The 18,216-nt window shown below is 39.9% G+C and carries 14 protein-coding genes, 3 pseudogenes, 1 riboswitch and 1 other annotated feature; of the genes and pseudogenes, 8 read left to right on the top strand and 9 right to left on the bottom strand.

Features of this window, described 5'->3' with window-relative positions:
* Window positions 1-14: 14 nt before the first annotated feature.
* The gene (locus tag QOS06_RS03900) at window positions 15-971 is read right to left on the bottom strand and encodes a ketopantoate reductase family protein (protein WP_085678428.1); all 957 of its coding nucleotides are present in this window, start codon (window positions 969-971) and stop codon (window positions 15-17) included.
* Between the two features lie 55 nt (window positions 972-1,026).
* Window positions 1,027-1,262, bottom strand: a binding site (T-box leader).
* 469 nt (window positions 1,263-1,731) lie between these two features.
* Between QOS06_RS03900 and QOS06_RS03895 the strand changes: the two are divergent.
* Window positions 1,732-2,864 (top strand): annotated as a pseudogene (locus tag QOS06_RS03895) (5-methyltetrahydropteroyltriglutamate--homocysteine S-methyltransferase).
* A gap of 189 nt (window positions 2,865-3,053) precedes the next feature.
* Here the strand turns inward: QOS06_RS03895 and QOS06_RS03890 are convergent.
* The 4 genes and pseudogenes from QOS06_RS03890 to QOS06_RS03875 form a co-directional block, all read right to left on the bottom strand.
* A pseudogene (locus QOS06_RS03890) lies at window positions 3,054-3,296 on the bottom strand (cytochrome b5 domain-containing protein).
* Between the two features lie 128 nt (window positions 3,297-3,424).
* Window positions 3,425-3,862, bottom strand: coding sequence for a GNAT family N-acetyltransferase (locus tag QOS06_RS03885; protein ID WP_078009797.1), 438 nt, complete (start codon window positions 3,860-3,862; stop codon window positions 3,425-3,427).
* A gap of 177 nt (window positions 3,863-4,039) precedes the next feature.
* Window positions 4,040-4,696 carry an NAD(P)H-binding protein gene (locus QOS06_RS03880; RefSeq protein ID WP_003670119.1) on the bottom strand — a complete coding sequence of 219 codons (657 nt, stop codon included), beginning with the start codon at window positions 4,694-4,696 and terminating at the stop codon, window positions 4,040-4,042.
* A 128-nt stretch (window positions 4,697-4,824) separates the two neighbouring features.
* Window positions 4,825-5,136, bottom strand: a complete 312-nt coding sequence (locus tag QOS06_RS03875) for a winged helix-turn-helix transcriptional regulator (RefSeq protein WP_035159677.1) — start codon at window positions 5,134-5,136, stop codon at window positions 4,825-4,827.
* 97 nt (window positions 5,137-5,233) lie between these two features.
* On the opposite strand from QOS06_RS03875, the gene QOS06_RS03870 reads away from it, so the two are divergent.
* On the top strand, window positions 5,234-5,836 hold the full coding sequence (locus tag QOS06_RS03870) for a nitroreductase family protein (protein WP_003670122.1): 603 nt from the start codon (window positions 5,234-5,236) through the stop codon (window positions 5,834-5,836).
* A 66-nt stretch (window positions 5,837-5,902) separates the two neighbouring features.
* Window positions 5,903-6,355 (top strand): winged helix-turn-helix transcriptional regulator, encoded by a 453-nt coding sequence (locus tag QOS06_RS03865; RefSeq protein ID WP_283595523.1) that lies wholly within the window; start codon window positions 5,903-5,905, stop codon window positions 6,353-6,355.
* Here the strand turns inward: QOS06_RS03865 and QOS06_RS03860 are convergent.
* The 3 genes from QOS06_RS03860 to QOS06_RS03850 form a co-directional block, all read right to left on the bottom strand.
* Window positions 6,348-7,661 (bottom strand): hypothetical protein, encoded by a 1,314-nt coding sequence (locus QOS06_RS03860; protein WP_078009799.1) that lies wholly within the window; start codon window positions 7,659-7,661, stop codon window positions 6,348-6,350. The two genes, QOS06_RS03865 and QOS06_RS03860, sit on opposite strands and share 8 nt — an antisense overlap.
* Before the next feature lie 11 nt (window positions 7,662-7,672).
* Window positions 7,673-8,848 carry an MFS transporter gene (locus tag QOS06_RS03855; protein ID WP_085678419.1) on the bottom strand — a complete coding sequence of 392 codons (1,176 nt, stop codon included), beginning with the start codon at window positions 8,846-8,848 and terminating at the stop codon, window positions 7,673-7,675.
* Between the two features lie 149 nt (window positions 8,849-8,997).
* Window positions 8,998-10,320, bottom strand: coding sequence for a C1 family peptidase (locus QOS06_RS03850; RefSeq protein ID WP_003670129.1), 1,323 nt, complete (start codon window positions 10,318-10,320; stop codon window positions 8,998-9,000).
* Window positions 10,321-10,538: 218 nt separating this feature from the next.
* On the opposite strand from QOS06_RS03850, the gene QOS06_RS03845 reads away from it, so the two are divergent.
* Window positions 10,539-11,180 carry an SDR family oxidoreductase gene (locus tag QOS06_RS03845; protein WP_085678413.1) on the top strand — a complete coding sequence of 214 codons (642 nt, stop codon included), beginning with the start codon at window positions 10,539-10,541 and terminating at the stop codon, window positions 11,178-11,180.
* Window positions 11,181-11,325: 145 nt separating this feature from the next.
* A complete protein-coding gene (locus QOS06_RS03840) occupies window positions 11,326-13,857 on the top strand; it encodes a M1 family metallopeptidase (RefSeq protein WP_273774383.1) in 2,532 nt (843 codons plus the stop codon).
* A 60-nt stretch (window positions 13,858-13,917) separates the two neighbouring features.
* Here the strand turns inward: QOS06_RS03840 and QOS06_RS03835 are convergent, their stop codons facing one another.
* A complete protein-coding gene (locus tag QOS06_RS03835) occupies window positions 13,918-14,370 on the bottom strand; it encodes an Rrf2 family transcriptional regulator (RefSeq protein ID WP_020843428.1) in 453 nt (150 codons plus the stop codon).
* Window positions 14,371-14,548: 178 nt separating this feature from the next.
* Window positions 14,549-14,647: riboswitch (THF riboswitch) on the top strand.
* Window positions 14,648-14,701: 54 nt separating this feature from the next.
* On the opposite strand from QOS06_RS03835, the pseudogene QOS06_RS03830 reads away from it, so the two are divergent.
* From QOS06_RS03830 to QOS06_RS11130, 3 genes and pseudogenes are all read left to right on the top strand, one after another.
* Window positions 14,702-15,126 (top strand): annotated as a pseudogene (locus QOS06_RS03830) (ECF transporter S component).
* Window positions 15,127-15,254: 128 nt separating this feature from the next.
* Window positions 15,255-16,088: an IS982 family transposase gene (locus QOS06_RS03825; RefSeq protein ID WP_152700983.1), complete on the top strand. Its 834-nt coding sequence runs from the start codon at window positions 15,255-15,257 to the stop codon at window positions 16,086-16,088.
* A 161-nt stretch (window positions 16,089-16,249) separates the two neighbouring features.
* Window positions 16,250-18,216 (top strand): LysM peptidoglycan-binding domain-containing protein (locus QOS06_RS11130; protein WP_502868064.1); only part of this gene is annotated, 1,967 nt, incomplete at its 3' end.

Raw genomic sequence — 18,216 nt, 5'->3', positions numbered from 1 at the left:
GGTCTATTTTAATATTATTTAGCACTTCGATTTTGACGAGTTGTTTCCGCTAAGTGGACTAAATTAGTAACAAAATTATGAGTTTTGGCTTCATAATTATATTGGCGACCCAGCTTAACAAAGTAACCATTGATATAATCAACTTCCACTGGACGATTATGACTCATATCTTGGTACATTGAAGGATAATGATGCGGACAGCCAACTTTAGAGACATAATTTACACTTTCTAGCTCTTCTGCTCGCGTATTAACTAATTGTACCCCTGCACGTTCACAGACATCATATGCTTCATCGATTAATTGCCGAGATAGTTCATCAGCCTTATCAAACGCCGCATATTCACCCATTGTAATTTCAAACATAGTACAAAGGGTATTAACGACTGAATTAAAGACCACTTTTGCCATCAACGTTCCCATAAAATCATCTTTAAGGGATGGATTAAAGTTTGCTTTTTTGAGTTCTGCCATTAACGCTTGTGTCTTCTCATCAGGCTTTTCAGTATAATTAGCCCAATTAGTCGTTCCCATCCCTCGTTCTCCAACAAATTCCACTTCGCCAGGTTTGGTTAAAATAGTTGCTACTAAGGCAGTTCCAGCAACTACTTTTTCTTCGGGGAAATATTTCAATAATTTTTCAACATGTCCCATTCCATTCATCGCTGTCATCGCATATTGATCCTTCAAGAAATGTTCACAACGTTTTAACATATCATCTAACTGCATTTGTTTTAATTCAAAGAAAACAAAATCAGCATCTGTAGCATTGTATTCTTCAGGTGTATAAACATTAACGGGAACAAGGTGTCTATTTTTATGCTCGCGAGTTACATAAACGCCTCCTTGTTCTTTCATCTTATTGTAATGTGGTAACCATCCTTCAACAAAATCAACTTCATTACCTGCTTCTTGTAATAAAACACCAAACCGTAATCCCATTGCACCTGCACCAACGACTGTAAATTTCATAATTATCTCTCCTTTTTATGACTATAAAAAAGCGTCCTTAGATTAAACAACTTAACCTAAGGACGCTTTTTGCGTGGTACCACCTTAATTTGCCAACAATTCACATTATTAGCCTCAAATGTTCAATGCTTCCATTAAACACGTCAGCTATAATGGGCTGATCCCACCATTAATTACTAATTTCATCATGGCACTCAAAGTGATTTTCATTATAAGCAGGTTATCCTTTTTCATCAACCAAGGACTCTCTGCTAATCCACTCATAATTACTCTTCTTTTCAACGTGTTTTCATAATCACATTTTAATTTTTATCTAATTTAATACTTTGGGTTGTAAATGTCAAGATTTATTTTTGTTATAAATTATCTTGACATCCCTATTTCATCCGCGTATTATAATGACAACTAAATGAGAAAAAGCTTAGAAAAGATGAGTAATCTTAGAATCTTATTACAGAGAATCACGGTTGATGAGAGGTGACATAAGAGACTGAGACGAAGATGGTCTTGGAGCTTCACGAATTACGAGTATTTTATATAAGTAGTTCACGATTGACGACCGATAAAACGTCCGGGTATAGCTTCCATTAGTGTACCTATTGAGGATAGTATTGTGAGATACTATCAAATTAGGGTGGTAACACGTTAATTAACTATTGATTAATCAACGTCCCTAGGAAAAGTAGAAATATTTTTCCTAGGGGCTTTTTTTATTGCTTCAATTCTTGAACCCATCACGAATAGAAAGGATCGATTTACTATGACTGAATTCACTACACGTACTACATCACCATTTCGTTATGACATCGTTGGAAGCTTCCTTCGTCCTCAAGAGCTAAAAGAAGCTCGCGCAAAATTTGCAAACGGCGAAATAACACAAGCAGACTTAACAGTTGTTGAAGATAAAGTAATTATTAATTTGATTAAACAAGAAGAAGCTGCCGGCCTGAAAGCAGTTACTGACGGTGAATTCCGGCGTAGTTGGTGGCACCTTGACTTTTTCTGGGGATTAAATGGCGTTAAAAAAGCTACTCTAAAGGAAGGCTATAAATTTGCAGATGAAGAGACTCGTCCTGAAACTGCGCAAATCACTGGAAAAATCTCCGGCGAAAACCACCCCTTTGTCGAACACTTCAAATTTACCCAAGCTCATACCTCTGATGGTGTTCAAGTTAAACAAACTATCCCTGCGCCAGCACAATTTTTAGAAGAATTTCTTCGTCCCGAAAATCAAGCTAATGCTAAAGAATTTTATCCCAACCAAGAAGATTTAGATCATGACGTTGCCGCTGCTTATCATCAAGTGATTGAAGATCTTTATGCTGCTGGTTGTCGTACTCTTCAACTAGATGACTGTACATGGGGAATTTCTGTTAACGCCTTTGCTAACCTAAAGAAAAAAGACCCCAATGCTGATGTATCTCAGCTTGAAGCCCTGCAAAAGCGATTTTTAAAAGTAAACAATGAGGCAATTGCTAATTTACCCGCCGATTTAACAATTAATACCCACGTTTGTCGCGGAAACTATCACTCAACATGGGCTGCTGCCGGTGGTTATGGACCAGTTGCCGACACACTATTTGCTAAAGAAAACGTCAATGCCTTCTATCTCGAATACGATAGTGAACGTGCTGGCGGATTTGAACCACTTAGCAAAGTTCCTGATGATAAATATGTTGTTCTTGGTTTAATTACTTCAAAATCAGGTGAACTTGAAGATAAGGCAGCAATTATCAAACGAATCCATGAAGCTGCGCAATTCCATCCATTAGATAAGCTCTGTCTTAGTCCTCAATGCGGCTTCGCATCAACTGAAGAAGGAAACATTTTAACAGAAGAACAGCAATGGAGGTTGCACTTGTTAAAGAAATTGCTACAGAAGTTTGGGGATAATTTAAAATGAATAATGGGAGCGAGACAGAAGTCACTTGTGACTTCGTTTTTCGACGCGAAGCTAGCCTCTGGGAGCCCCCGCAAGCAACAATAGGCCTCTAGCGTTCGGTTTTGCCGGACGTTAGAGGCCATTATTGTACTGCGTATTTGCTTTTTATGAAAGTAACTTAACTTATGTCACAGTCCCATTTATTCTTCTCCCACTAAAGTTCCCACCTTGGGTAGATTTGCCAATACACGGTCTTTATGCGGAGAGTAATCAAACAGAACATCTGTCAAATCCAATTCTGCCTTATTTCCATGATGGGTGCCATCTTGCTATGCAGGAATATGAGTTACATCATAGACACGATTATTAATTGCTACATAAGCTGGATTCCCGTTTTGCCCATCATATTTTTTCAATTCTTCTCTTGTAAATGTCTTTGCCATAATATTCCGCCTCCTTATTTGATAGTGTCAATTCAATATCCTCACTATATCATGGAAGCGCACACAAAAAATTAATAATTACCTCACTTTAACGCAAAATTACTACTCTATTAGTATTTTCTTCACAATTAATCTAATATCATATCTAAGTGCGGAATATTGTCTTCAAGGTAAACATCTGAAATCGGCTTAAATCCAAACGATGCGTAAAACTCTTTAAGATATGCTTGAGCTTGAATTTGAATTGTCTTATTTGGGAAAAGACGCTTAGTTTCATCGACCGTTGCCTGAACTAGCTGACGTCCGTATTCATGTCCACGAAATTGTTTTAAAACTAATACGCGGCCAAAAGTCGCATGAGAGCTGTCCTTAGCCATAATTCGCGTATAACCTACTAAGTCTCCCTGGTCATCCTTCAGCATTAAATGGTGAGCTTGATAATCCTGTTCATCAATTTCTTGATAAGGACATTCTTGCTCAACAACAAATACTTTTATCCGTTCTTCTGCTAATCTACACCATTCTTGAGCGGTCATTTCACTTAGCGTTTTTACTTCAACATTCATATTAAAACCTCCTAAAAAATAAAAGAGTACTAACCAACTTCTTCATGTCATTGTGACAGGCCCTAGTAGAAGATGGCTAGTACTCTTAATGTCTTTAATCCGGGGACTAAAGACGAGTCGTTAGTAAATTATTCGGTATCAGTATACAACGGATTAATCTATCTTGCAATTAGCGATTTAATACCAAGCAGGTTTATCTCCGTCTGTATTTGGTTTATTCACACCAAAGTTTTTTCGTGCATATGGTGCCGGATCATCAATAATTTTTGCTACAAAATTACCAATTGACTTTCGCGAGACCTCGGTACCTTTAAATGGTTCTCCTTTTGCAGTCGTTTCGTAATCCACTTCATCCTTATCTGTTAACCATGCTGGTCGAATGATTGTGTAATCAAGGGTTGAATTTTCAATTACATCGGCAGCACTGCGATAAGTTCCTAAATAACTATCTTTCTGGCCGCCACCTAACATTTCATTATTCCATTCACCAAATTTACCTGGAACTTCATCATAGATTCCAATCGAGGAAATCCAGACTAACGGCTTTACAGCATATTTTTCCATTAAGCTGACAATATTTTTAGCTTGTTGCGTAATTTCAGGATTTCGTAGATTAGCATAAACTACATCTGCTCGTTCAATCGCTGGCTCTAAATCACCAATATTTAGGACATCCCCTTTAATAACTGTTTCACGATTTTCATCGACAACATTCATATTTTGTGGGTGCCGAGTAAATAGTAATAATTCATCATTACCATTTGCTAACAATGCATCAATTGCGTGTCCAGCAATTTTTCCCGTTGCACCTAGAATCAAAACTTCTCTTGCCATTATTTCTACCTCCTCATAAATTCTACTTTTAGTATACAATTCTCTGTACCAATTAAAAGTAAGTACACACAAGTAAGGTAGTTACACTCAGGTAAGATATGATTGATGGACAAGTAATCGGCAAAATTTTATTTTTTAGTATATTTTTTGCCCCACTGGTTAATTGACCTAATTATTGGTACCAAACTTTTTCCTACTTCCGTCAATGAATACTCAGTCTTAGGCGGCACTGTCGAATAAACACGCTTTTGTATAATATTTGCTCCCTCTAAGTCCTTTAGTTGAAGAGCCAACATTCTCTTTGAACAATCCGGAATTAATTTTTGCAACTCCGAAAAACGACAAGGTTCATATTCACTAATTTGATATATAATTACGCTTTTCCACTTTCCGTTTATTAACTTAAGCGTATTCTCAATCGGACAATCTTTTTCGACCATTTTTTCTCCTTTCGCTAGTGAAATAAAATTCACTTCTTGTATATTTTTATTTTTGAGTTACTATTAGTAAGTAAATAAATGTACGGGAGTGATTATTATGAATTCACAATTTAACAGTTTAGCTGCAAATCGTCGTTCAATCTATGCGCTTGGTGATAATCTTTCACAAACACCAGAAGAAATTTTTGACTTAGTGAAGCAAACAATCAAAAACTCACCAACTGCTTTTAATAGTCAAACAGTACGGGCAGTCGTATTATTTGGCAAGTCATCAGATAAAGTATGGGAAATCGTTGAGGATGCTTTACGCAAAATCGCTAAGAGTCCAGATGCTTTTGAACAAACAAAGTCAAAAATTGATAGTTTCAAGGCAGGCTATGGAACGATCCTCTACTTTACTGACACTACAATTGTGCATCAATTAGAGAATGATTATCCATCATATGCAGCTAATTTTGCAAACTGGGCTGAACAAGGCCTCGGTGGTGCTCAACAAGCAGTTTGGACAGCACTCGCAGAACAAGGAATCGGTGCCAGTCTTCAACATTATAACCCATTGATTGATGATGCAATTCATCAAGTATTTAATCTTCCAGCTGATTGGCAATTGCGTGCTGAAATGCCATTTGGTTCAATTGAGGCACCAGCTGGAGAAAAGGCTCAGCTTGATGACGAAGAGATGTTCAAATTAATCAAGTAAACTTATTATTCTCCATCCTCTTTAACGGTATATAATTATTGTAAACACGTTAAAGGAGGAATTTTAATGGAACGGCAACCTAAAATGTATAATACTGGAGCAGATTATGCTTTAGCAATCATTGGTGGTAAATGGAAGTCCGTTATCCTTTATCTCTTAGCTGGTCATCCCCGACGAACAAGTGAACTAGTTAAGCAGCTAGGCACCTCATATAAAGTCTTGAGTGACCAGCTTCGTGAAATGATAGATGCCGGCCTCGTTATCCGAAAAAGTTTCAATACGATTCCTCCACATGTTGAATATCGCTTAACTCCTGAGGGTGAAAATCTTTATGCTGCCCTTCGTTATTTAAATTACTGGGGTGAAAATAGAGCAAAAAAAACTGGTAACATTAAAATCATGTGTACTGACGAAATGAAGCAAGTCGGCGATGATGGCCTGTGTGTCATCACTAAAAAACATCTTAATCATTGGCGTCAAGAAATTGTAAAAAGCAAGGACAAAGATATTTCTATCTAAGTTCTTGCTTTTTTGTGTTCTTTAATCTAAAAGCCAACGCCATTATAAATATAATCATGTAGCTCGCAAGAATAAGATGGGTATTCATGATAATTGGAAAGCTTTGAATACTTGTTTTTCCCACCGAAAACGCACCAAAAATTCTATTAATTCCTGTTGTTCCAGCAAAAATAAATAAACTTCCCCACATTACTAATTGGGAAATTATCCCCGCAATTGATGCATAGTAATAATTGACGATCGAAGAAATACTATAATTATGGGTTGCTTTCTCGTAGTCATCAATTGCTGTTTTACGTTCTGCACCGGCAAAGCTACGGATGATAAATACGCCAATAAAATATGTTGGCAACCAAAATGTTAAGAGAATTCCAATTGTTAGCATCACTAAATTAATTTGACAATCCTTAAAATGGAATAAATGGTGGGTTTGTTTTACCAATAATCCTCCAAAGACGAAAGCAAATAAGTAAGCAACAATTGTCCAAGAATACATTTTTGTGCCATACAAAATGCCAATAAAAACGGTACTATACAAGGTCCAATACTGACCACAAGCACCATAAAGCATTATTCGTTGCCGTAAATGATTGGGATAGTGAAGTAATCGCCGATGGTTTACAAGCAAGGTAAGGATCATCGTGATGAGGAAGATTAATAAAAGAGCGGTTCCCCATTCAAGTGGTTTCCCAAAGCCTAAACTTCTCCCTAATCGCAACAGTAACATTGCGCCAAGCAAAATTAATGCTAGTAAGTAATTAGCCCAATGTAGACGAACTGGCAGCGGACGAATTGCATGGGGTGTTTTCCAAATTGATCCCATTGCACCAAAAGTAATGATTAACATTAAAACAAAACTAATTACTGGCTTCTTTATCCACACAATTATCCCAAACACAATCAAAACTATAATAACTTGAAAAAGCGGCTTAAGATGATCCTGCTGGGGTAAGAGTCCTCGTTTTATTAATCGCCGCCGCTGACTTATTGCAGTTGGAAATAGTCGAGAGGCAATCCCTGCCCCTGCACCTGACAAATCCCAGAAGATTGGTTGAAATCCACCAAACATCCCTAAAAAGTAACCAATAATTCCGCTATAAAGACCAATCCAGGCCAGCCGTTGATAATCGTATTCTAAATCACGGCAAAATAATAAAATTGTATGCCGGAAAGCATAGAAAATAGCGAAGGGCAAGGCACCAACAAAGATATCAGACTGTTCTTTAGTAAGGGAAATATACAGCAAAAAAGGCATTAAATTTAATAATAAACTACAGACACCAGTCAACTTTTCTAATTTTTTCATTTTTATTTCCTCTAATGCTGGTCAATTGCACTATTCAGTTTCTTTCGATTTACTAGAAAAATAATAATAACTAACGGGACAATAAATAGCATTACGGGATAAAAATATTTCACAGGTAACGTACTATCAATAATCCCCCCGATGATTGGCCCAAGCGTCATTCCAATATCAAGGCCGAGAAAGAATGTCGAACTTGCTAACCCTCGTTCATTATCTGGAGCTAGCATCATTGCAGTTGATTGACAAACGGAATAAATAATACCATAGCCAAATGCCATTCCAGCAGCTGCCAGTGCCATTTCAATGTTATTTTTCATAATACTTAACATAATAAGATAAAAGATTGTTGCAACCGTGCTTAAAATCAACCATGGTTCAAAACGGACAGTATCAAATTGGGTCCGTAAGAATAATCGGCTAAGTAAAAGAACTACAGCATAAATTAAGAAATAAGCACCAACAGCAATAGGTAAGTGACGTTGTTCAGCGTACTCAACAATATCTGCCTGCGTTGCAAAATATGGGATAGCAAATAAAGCTGTTAAAAGGGCAACCGGGATAGCGTCTCGCTGAATGATTTTAATATGAAAGCCACTTTGTTTTACAGAGTGTGCTGCCGGTTGAGCGCGGTTACTGACAAACTGAATTGTGACAACAACCAGTAAAGCCGATAATGCTGAAATCACCATTGCAGCTCGATAACCAATAATTCGATATAAGTTAATTGATACAGCGGGGGCACATGCCATTGCCAAAGCGTTCATCAGTCCATAAAAGCTCATTGCTTCGCCAACATGATTAAATGGAACTAAATATGATAGCCAGGTTGTCATACAAACTGTACATAATACAAATCCTAATCCATTAACCAAACGGCATATTAACAAGAAAGTGCTATTAGGCGTTAACACATAACCTGCAACCCCAATAAAGCACAATATTCCACCCCAAAAAGCTAATGAATATTTTGAAAAACGATCAGTCAGATTACCAGCAATTGGTCGCAAAAACATTGAAACAATACTCATCATTCCAACGATTATACCTGCAAAAGCACTTGATGCGCCTAAATCTTGAGCATAACCGTTAATCAATGGGTTACAGTACATATTACTAAACATAAAAAAGAACGAAGCCGCCATTACGAGCACAACATCTTTTGTAAAAATCGATTTTTCCTTCGCCATCAATTCCCCTACTTTCTTTGCATGATTTTAATTAAATTCTAATTACTATCATACAACTATTTGGGGAAGTTAAATGATTTCCCAGGAAATAAATAAAGAGATTAGGTTTTGTTTCCCAACCTCTCCGTGTGTACTTCACTATTTATATTTTACTGCAAAGAATCCCAAGCTGGTAGAGTAACGGGTTCACTGGCAGCTACTTTCTTTACTCGATCGCTAAGGTACTTCTTATTAATAACAGCCTCATAAGTATACTCTTCAAACCAATCTTGGGTCATTACAAAGTATCCGTTATCGCCATTATCTTTACCCCAACTGTTTTCAATCTTCCATCGTGTAGGTTGATCATTTACCATGTCAAAGCCTGTTAATGTCATTGCATGAGAAACGACGGCTTGCTTAGTTTCCAAACGGTGCTTCTTATCCATTACAAAATCAACATCAAGCAATTCCTCTCGATGATATAATTTTGCATCCATCAAGCCTCGCTTACGGTCCATTTGTTGGAGAACATCATTCCCAACCCAAACTGTTTCACCAGCTTGCAATTGTTTGATGGCTCCTTCTTGTAATTCTGCAAAAGGAACATTAACAAATTTAATTGGCAAACCATCAACCACACTATCTTGCGCTGGCATTAAATAACTCCGATCCATTTCATGATCAGGAGCGTTAGTAACTACAACATAGTCACTTAAGTTTGTATCAAAGTATTCATGATAGAACTTTAATGGCGTTAAGCCAAGAACTTGGTGGAACTTTTTATCATCATCCCGATATTCAAGATCAAATTTTGCAGGCGGTTCACCAAATGAGTAGGCTGCAATCTTATAAACATCACCCATCATTCGTTCTTGTGCTTCCTGTAATTCCGTTGCACTGGCATTAGTTTGCACCATTGCCCGTAATTCAATTGCATCTTTGCGCATTAAGCTATCAAATACTTCGGCTACATCTGAAGTATCCTTCGTATTATGTGTGTCAGGCATTACATATTCTGGAACAACACCATATTTCTCAATAATAGAAGCGGCATTAGCCCATTGCCCACCATCATTTAATGCAAAACTAAGGTAGAAATCAACGGTTCGATCATGCAAAGGCTTATCAGCAGTTGCAATAATCTTCTGGAAAAACATATTTGCCCGTTCAATTCGATCCCAGAAAAATAGATAATTTTGTGACAATTCAAAGTCCTTGAACTTATATTTTGTTGCAAACTTATGACGTAATGTATTTAATGCTGCAAAAGACCAGCAACGTCCACTATGACGCTGGTTGGTTGGCTTCCCCGTCTTAATTTCATAAGAAAATGCTCGATGAAGACGTTCGCTTGCCGTTGGATCTTCACTCGCAGCTTTAATCCCATTTTTTTGTATTGCCCGGGCAATAATTTCTGCATCTTTACGTGAATGAAATTCTTTCTTTAATTTTTCAACCATTTTTGAGGTTAAATCGTGTTCTTCAGTCACAATAAATCCCTTCTTTGCCTAAAATTCTAAAATGACTTATACATTATTAATGATACCGCATTTTCTTCAAAATTATTGACTTAAAAGCTTTTCTATTTTAAACAAGCATCAATCCTTTACTACTTATAAAAAGTAAGCTAAGATTATATTTAGTAAGTCACTTTTAATTATAAATTATATGAACTGCGATAAAATTCTATCTAGGAGGTCGATTAATTATGAAGAAAGTATTTGTTGTTGGTGGTTCAGGCCGTGTTGCTACTGACTTAATTAAAGATTTAGTTGCCACTGGTAATGAAGTTACAGCTGGTGCTCGCCATCCGGAAAAAGTTATTAAGTTAAACCACGTTACTGCTGTTGAATTGAACCTACATGATAGTGTTGAAAAAATCGCTGAATTAATGAAGGACATGGATGCAATTTACTTTGTTGCCGGATCACGTGGCAAAGATTTACTGCAAGCTGATGCGATGGGAGCAGTTAAAACAATGCAAGCTGCTGAAAAAGACGGCATTAAACGTTACATTATGTTAAGTTCGCTATATGCTTTACAACCTGAAATGTGGTCAAAAGTTCCATCATTAGCTTCAATTATGGATTATAACATTGCCAAGTTCTTTGCTGATAATTATCTTATCTCAAATACAAATCTTGACTACACTATCCTTCAACCTGCTAATTTAACTGAAGAACCCGGTACCGGTAAAATCCAAATTGGTGAAGGCTCTGCAACTTCTAATCCGATTCCAGACGTTGCCCAGACTTTAGCCGATATTCTACAACACGATAATACAATCGGCCACGTCATCATGATGCGGAGTGGAGACACGCCGATTGAAGAAGCACTAGATCAAATTTAATTTTTTACAGGTTGTTGACCAGTCGAAATAGCGTAAGATTGGCCTACAACTTTTTTCTATTCTAAAATCAGGTAATAGTTTAGCTAATTCTTCTCATCAGCCGTATAATAAACATTAAAAACAAATTAAGAAGGGAATCTTTTACATGGCAAAACTCGAACGCTTTTATAATACTTTCCAACCTGACCATTATGATGTTTTTATCGATATTAATCGAGCAAAGAAAACTATTAATGGAAAAACAACTATCACTGGTAACGCGACTGATCCTCAAATTGCAATTAATCAAAAAAATTTGCAGGTCACTGGTGTTCAAGCAGACGGTCAAGAATTAGACTTTAATATTGATAATGATGCCGAGGCAGTTCGGATTACCCTTCCGCAAACTGGTAAAGTAACTTTTACTGTAACTTATAATACTAAGTTAACTGATTCGATGATGGGAATTTATCCATCATACTATGAGGTTGACGGGGAGAAAAAGCAAATTATCGGGACTCAATTTGAAACAACTTTTGCTCGGCAAGCTTTTCCCTGTGTCGATGAACCAGAGGCTAAGGCTACCTTCAGTCTAGCAATTAAATTTGATGAGCATCCTGGTGAAACCATTATCGCTAATATGCCAGAAGATCACGTTGAAAATGGCATCCACTACTTTGAACCCACTGTGCGAATGTCCACTTATCTTGTTGCCTTTGCATTTGGAGAACTCCAAAGTAAAATTACTGAAACAAAGGGTGGCGTTAAAGTAGGTGTATTCGCAACGAAAGCGCACCAACCAAAAGAACTTGATTTTGCATTAGATATTGCTAAGCGGGCAATCGAATTTTATGAGGATTTCTATCAAACTCCGTACCCTCTTCCCCATTCATGGCAGTTAGCTTTACCTGATTTCTCTGCCGGTGCAATGGAAAATTGGGGATTGGTAACCTACCGGGAAGCTTACTTATTACTCGATCCAGACAACACTTCCCTTGAAATGAAACAATTAGTTGCAACTGTCATCACACACGAACTAGCTCACCAGTGGTTTGGTGATCTTGTGACAATGAAGTGGTGGGATGACTTATGGCTTAATGAAAGTTTTGCTAATATGATGGAATATGTTGCCGTCGATGCTCTCCAGCCTGACTGGCACATTTGGGAACTTTTCCAAACTTCAGAAGCTCCAATGGCATTACAACGAGATGCAACTGATGGTGTTCAATCCGTTCATGTTGATGTTAACAATCCGGCTGAAATTGATGCCTTATTCGATGGTGCGATTGTTTATGCCAAAGGATCGCGAATGTTAGTAATGGTCCGGGCTCTTTTAGGTGACAAAGCGTTACGAGAAGGTCTTAAGAATTATTTTGCTGCTCACAAATACAGTAATGCAACCGGAGCTGACTTATGGAAAGCTCTTGGCAAAGCATCGGGGCTTAACATTGGAAAAATCATGAATTCATGGCTTGAACAACCAGGCTATCCTGTTGTAACAGCAAAGATTAATGATGATGGCGATTTAGTACTGTCACAAAAGCAATTTTTCATTGGTGATGGTAAAGATGTTGATCGTCAATGGCAAATCCCACTTAATAGCAACTATGATGAAGCTCCACAAATTATGGCGGAACAAGAACTCAACCTTGGAAATTATCAAGCATTGCACGATAAGAATGGTCAACCATTCCGTCTAAACCTTGGCAATAATTCACATTTCATCGTAAAATATGATGATACGCTACTAAACGATATTTTAAATCACACTGATGAATTAGACCCGATTACCCAGCGTCAACTTCTTCAGGATCTGCGGTTACTTGCCCAAGGACAACAAATATCTTATGCGTCATTAATCCCATTATTAAAGCAATTTAAAGATAGTCCTTCAGCAATTGTTAATGCCGAACTATACCAAATAGCTAATAGCCTTAAAATGTTTGCTAAACCTGATTCTCCTGCTGAACAAGAACTACGACAATTCTTTGATCTATTAAGTAAGGATCAAGTAAAGCGGCTTGGTTGGTTACCTAAAGATGATGAAAGCAACGATGACCAATTGACGCGCCCTTATATTCTTAGCACTTCACTATTTGCACGCAATAATGATTCAATTACTCAAGCTCATCAAATCTTTACTGAAAATCAGGATAAATTAGAGTCTCTTTCGGCGGATATTCGTGGTTTAGTTCTTAAAAATGAAGTTCAAAACTTCGGGAGTGCTGAATTATTTGATAAATTAATCAAAGCTTACCAACAAACAGCGGACGCAAGCTTTAAACAAGACTTGCGAATGGCAATACCAAATACAACTGATCCAGCATTAATTGCAAAAGTTGTTAGTTACTTTGAAGATGCTGACGTCATTAAGCCACAAGATTTACGAGCATGGTATCGTGGCCTTCTTGCCAATAAAGCAGGTCAACAAGCTGCCTGGAATTGGCTTCGTGATGAATGGCAATGGTTAAATGATACAGTTGGTGGCGATATGGAATTTGCTACCTTTATCACTGTCACTTCCGGCGTTTTCCATACTCCAGAACGATTGAACGAATTTAAAGACTTCTTTGAACCTAAACTTAATACACCAGGTTTAACTCGGGAAATTAAAATGGACATTAGTGTAATTGAAAGCAAGGTCAATTTAATTAACAAAGAGCAAACAGCTGTTAATGATGCAATTGCGCAACAATAATTAACTGTAAAGCCCTATAAAAAACGCAACTAAGGATTTTTCCTCAGTTGCGTTTTTATTTTAAATCTGCTTCTTTAATAAATCTAACTTTGTACTTTGGCGTTGTAGAATATCGTCGATTACATCTGCTAATGAAATTTGCTTCATCTCATTAAAAGCTGCTGCTTGAATCTGATCATAATACTTTTCTAATGACGCCTGAATATTTCCACCAACAATACACTTCAAATTAGTTTTTGGATCAACATGAAGTAAATCATGATCCATATTTATTGCCTGGTAGATATCAAACAGGTTAATCTCTCGTGGCTTTTTAGCTAATCGCGGTTCAGCAGCCCCCTTTCTAGTTACGATCAAACCAGCAGTCCTCAAATCTGACATTAATTGACGAACAACACTCGGATTCGACTCAATACTATCAGCAATCGCTTTACTAGATAAGTCACCATCCTGATAAATGTGCAAATAGCTTAATAAGTGAACAGCATCACTTAGTTTATATGAATATTTCATACTCCTATTTTATCTTGTTGTTTTATAACATTCAAGCGCTATAGCATTAATTTATAGTTTTCACTTTTAATAACTACGCTTGTTAAATAATTTTAATTCTAGCAAAATAAATACATGATAAAAATAAAATCACATGTTTGAGCTTGATTAATAAATATATTTAGCATATATTACTACTGTTGGGGTAGGAATCTCAGAGTTATTGTCTAACGGAACGGAATGTGAACGTTAGAAGGAGGCTTATAACTAGCTGCTTTGTTATTCCGCATTCACCATGAACGGAAACGTCAATGTGTTCCCTAACAAAATTTTCAAAAGGGAGTGGATTGATATGTCTACGTTATCATTTGCCGGACCGCGTTTTACTACAAAGAATTTGACTTTAGCTGCTATGCTGGTCGCACTGCAGGTAATCTTAAATAAACTTTCAATTGGAGATCCAGCGGTTTTAAAATTTAGTTTTGGTTTTATTGCCACTGCACTTATTGGTTACTGTATTGGACCATGGATTGGTGGATGGCCAATGGTCGTATCTGATATCATAAGTAATACTATTTTAAATTCAGGAAGCTTATTCTTTCCTGGCTTTACCTTATGAGCTTAAGTTCCAGTAGTACCGGCCATACTTTCATGGCTCTCCTCTTCATTCGTTTGCCAAAAGAGTTGATTACCTGGCCGATTGAAACCTTGCTTGTACTAGTTATCCTGCGGCAATTATCACGATTAAATTTAATTGCAAAAAAGAGCGAAAAATAAATTTATTTAAAAAAGTACGCGAATTGCTAGTTCGTAATATTTAAAAAAGCCTAACAAGGTTAGACTCAAAGTAGACTAAAAAAGGAGTCCTAACCATGCTAAGCTAATCTCAGTCTAGTCTTAATCATATGGATTTCCAAGCCCGTTTTGATCATCAAAGGGCTCAATTTAAAATACTAATTGATTGGTTCGTTCCTTGTTGGTTCACCGATCGTCGTAACGGCAATAACACGAAGCTTGCCGATGAAGACTTATTGGCCCTCATGTGCCTAAAAGTTCACTATCAACTTACCACTTGGATGGCCCTCTATCGTTTGGTTAAGCATGCTTTGCCTGAATTAGCGATGATTGAGTATTCTCGTTTTACTCGGCGCATCAAGCAACTGGGACCGGTATTACAGGCTATTCGTCAGGGGTTATTATCTTGGACAACCCCCGGATCAATCGCCATCATTGACAGTTATCCTTTACCGTTATGCCAATATGTGCGCAACTTTCATGCCTGTGCGTTTGCCGGCTATGCTGACATAGGTTACAACGCTACAAAGAAACAACATTTTTATGGGTTTAAGGTCCATATGGCAGTGACGCCATCCGGACTAATCCTCAATTATGTTGTAACTCCCGCCTCGTTGTCAGATGTTAAAGTAGCTTTAACGGTAACGCAAGGTTGCCCTTACCCAAATATTCTGGCTGATGTAGATCTTCGGGCTAAATTTGCGCGACGAGGTTATAACTTCTGGACGCCATATCGATCAAATATGAAAGGGGCTAAGGAACACAATAATCCAACTTTAAAGCGGACTAGACGTCTGATCGAGACAACCTTTGCCAAGCTTACTGCAGTAGGAAGCGAACAAACTTGTACTCGGAGCTTAGCCGGTTTACGAGCGCAAATTGAATCAATCATCTTGGCCCATAATCTGGAAATTTTAGGCAACGGCATAGCAATTCGCGTATAATTCAACTTTCCACTTGACAGGGTCCAGTCTAGGAAAGGGGCTTGATCGTTGATCAGCCTCTTTTTTCGTGTAATAAGTGAAAAAAGCAAGAAATTAAGTTAGAATTAACTTGAAGCAGAGTGGCCATTGGTTAAATTATCCTTAAAATAAGGGGGAGAAAAATGGAACATAAATATCAAATGATTGCTGACCGGCTGTACCGGGTCAAGTTAGTTAAGAAAGGAAACCATTGGATTGCGATTGGCTTAACCGCGTTTACCTTAACCGCATTTACCTTAGGCTTAGGCCCAACCACGATTGATGCGGCGAGCTTGTTACCATGGCGAGCGACGACGCCGGCGGAGATCGCGCCCCGCATTGCGCCAACGGATCAAACCTATACTTTCCGGGCGGGTGACACTTTGTGGGCCTTGGCGCAAGTTTTGGGGATTGATTACCATACTTTGATGGAGTGGAATGGTTTGCACGAAGGAGATCAGTACCACATTCCGGTGGGAACGGTCGTAAAGATTCGCGGCAACCACGTGACGATGACTACGCCGGATGGTCGGAAACTGATTGATCGAAACTTGCCACCGCAAGCCTGGCGGACCCAAATCGGAACGACCAATACGATCCTGTGGCCGCAAGTCAGTTCAGGCCGGAGCAGTGAGCCGATCGGGACTTTTGGTGGCCTGGGAACGGCGGCCACCTCGCTTGATCAAGGGAGTCAGCCAACCACGAAGGGTGACAAGCCAACGGTCAGTGTAACGCCAGGCGGGGAAGTACCCGCCACGTCAGCTAGTGGCGCAGCCGGTGAAACACCAACGTCCGGGACGGACACGCCGGCCACGAGTGGTAACAACTCAACGACCAGTGTAACGCCAGGTGGGGAAGTACCCGCTACGTCAGCTAGTGGCTCAGCGAGCGAAACGCCAACATCCGGAACGGATACGCCGGTAACGAGCGGCGACAAGCCAACGTCCAGTGCAACGCTAGGCGGGGAAGCACCAGCCACGTCAGCTAGTGGCGCAGCGGGCGAAACGCCAACATCCGGAACGGATACGCCGGTGACGAGCGGCGACAATCCAACGACCAGCGCGACGCCAGGTGGGAAAACACCAGCCACGTCGGATAGTGGTACAGCCAGCGAAACACCAACGTCCGGAACGGACACACCGGTAACGAGCGGTGACAACCCAACGTCAAGTGCAACGCCAGGTGGGAAAACACCAGCCACGTCGGATAGTGGTACAGCCAGCGAAACGCCAACATCCGGAACGGACACACCGGTAACGAGCGGCGACAACCCAACGACCAGTGTAACGCCAGGTAGGGAAGCACCGGCAACGTCGGACAGTAGCACAGCCAGCGAAACGCCAACATCCGGAACGGATACGCCGGTAACGAGCGGCGACAACCCAACGTCAAGTGTAACGCCAGGTAGGGAAACACCGGCAACGTCGGACAGTAGCACAGCCAGCGAAACGCCAACGTCCGGGACGGACACACCGGTAACGAGCGGTGACAACCCAACGACCAGTGTAACGCCAGGCAGGGAAGCACCGGCAACGTCCGGCAGTGCCTCAGCGGGTGAAACGCCAAGCTCCGGGACGGAAACGCCGGCCACGAGCGGTGACAACCCAACGACCAGTGTAACGCCAGGCAGGGAAGCACCGACAACGTCGGACAGTAGCACAACCAGCGAAACGCCAACATCCGGGACGGACACACCGGTAACGAGCGGCGACAATCCAACGACCAGTGCAACGTCAGGCGGGAAAGCACCGGCAACGTCAGCTAGTGGCTCAGCGAGCGAAACGCCAACATCCGGAACGGATACGCCGGTAACGAGCGGCGACAAGCCAACGTCCAGTGCAACGCTAGGCGGGGAAGTACCCGCCACGTCAGCTAGTGGCGCAGCCGGTGAAACACCAACGTCCGGGACGGACACGCCGGCCACGAGTGGTAACAACTCAACGACCAGTGTAACGCCAGGTGGGGAAGTACCCGCTACGTCAGCTAGTGGCTCAGCGAGCGAAACGCCAACATCCGGAACGGATACGCCGGTAACGAGCGGCGACAAGCCAACGTCCAGTGCAACGCTAGGCGGGGAAGCACCAGCCACGTCAGCTAGTGGCGCAGCGGG

Source organism: Limosilactobacillus sp. DJ3M12, from assembly GCF_947381695.1.
Lineage (GTDB): Bacteria > Bacillota > Bacilli > Lactobacillales > Lactobacillaceae > Limosilactobacillus > Limosilactobacillus kinnaridis.
The sequence above is the reverse complement of the archived record's forward strand: the minus strand, read 5'-3'. Positions and strand labels throughout refer to the sequence as shown.

Coding starts and splice junctions, on each gene's coding strand:
- QOS06_RS03835 (WP_020843428.1), bottom strand. CDS start 14,370: ATGAAATATTCATATAAACTAAGTGATGCTGTTCACTTATTAAGCTAT.
- QOS06_RS03900 (WP_085678428.1), bottom strand. CDS start 971: ATGAAATTTACAGTCGTTGGTGCAGGTGCAATGGGATTACGGTTTGGT.
- QOS06_RS03860 (WP_078009799.1), bottom strand. CDS start 7,661: ATGAAAAAATTAGAAAAGTTGACTGGTGTCTGTAGTTTATTATTAAAT.
- QOS06_RS03875 (WP_035159677.1), bottom strand. CDS start 5,136: ATGGTCGAAAAAGATTGTCCGATTGAGAATACGCTTAAGTTAATAAAC.
- QOS06_RS03865 (WP_283595523.1), top strand. CDS start 5,903: ATGGAACGGCAACCTAAAATGTATAATACTGGAGCAGATTATGCTTTA.
- QOS06_RS03880 (WP_003670119.1), bottom strand. CDS start 4,696: ATGGCAAGAGAAGTTTTGATTCTAGGTGCAACGGGAAAAATTGCTGGA.
- QOS06_RS03885 (WP_078009797.1), bottom strand. CDS start 3,862: ATGAATGTTGAAGTAAAAACGCTAAGTGAAATGACCGCTCAAGAATGG.
- QOS06_RS03870 (WP_003670122.1), top strand. CDS start 5,234: ATGAATTCACAATTTAACAGTTTAGCTGCAAATCGTCGTTCAATCTAT.
- QOS06_RS03840 (WP_273774383.1), top strand. CDS start 11,326: ATGGCAAAACTCGAACGCTTTTATAATACTTTCCAACCTGACCATTAT.
- QOS06_RS03855 (WP_085678419.1), bottom strand. CDS start 8,848: ATGGCGAAGGAAAAATCGATTTTTACAAAAGATGTTGTGCTCGTAATG.
- QOS06_RS03845 (WP_085678413.1), top strand. CDS start 10,539: ATGAAGAAAGTATTTGTTGTTGGTGGTTCAGGCCGTGTTGCTACTGAC.
- QOS06_RS03825 (WP_152700983.1), top strand. CDS start 15,255: ATGGATTTCCAAGCCCGTTTTGATCATCAAAGGGCTCAATTTAAAATA.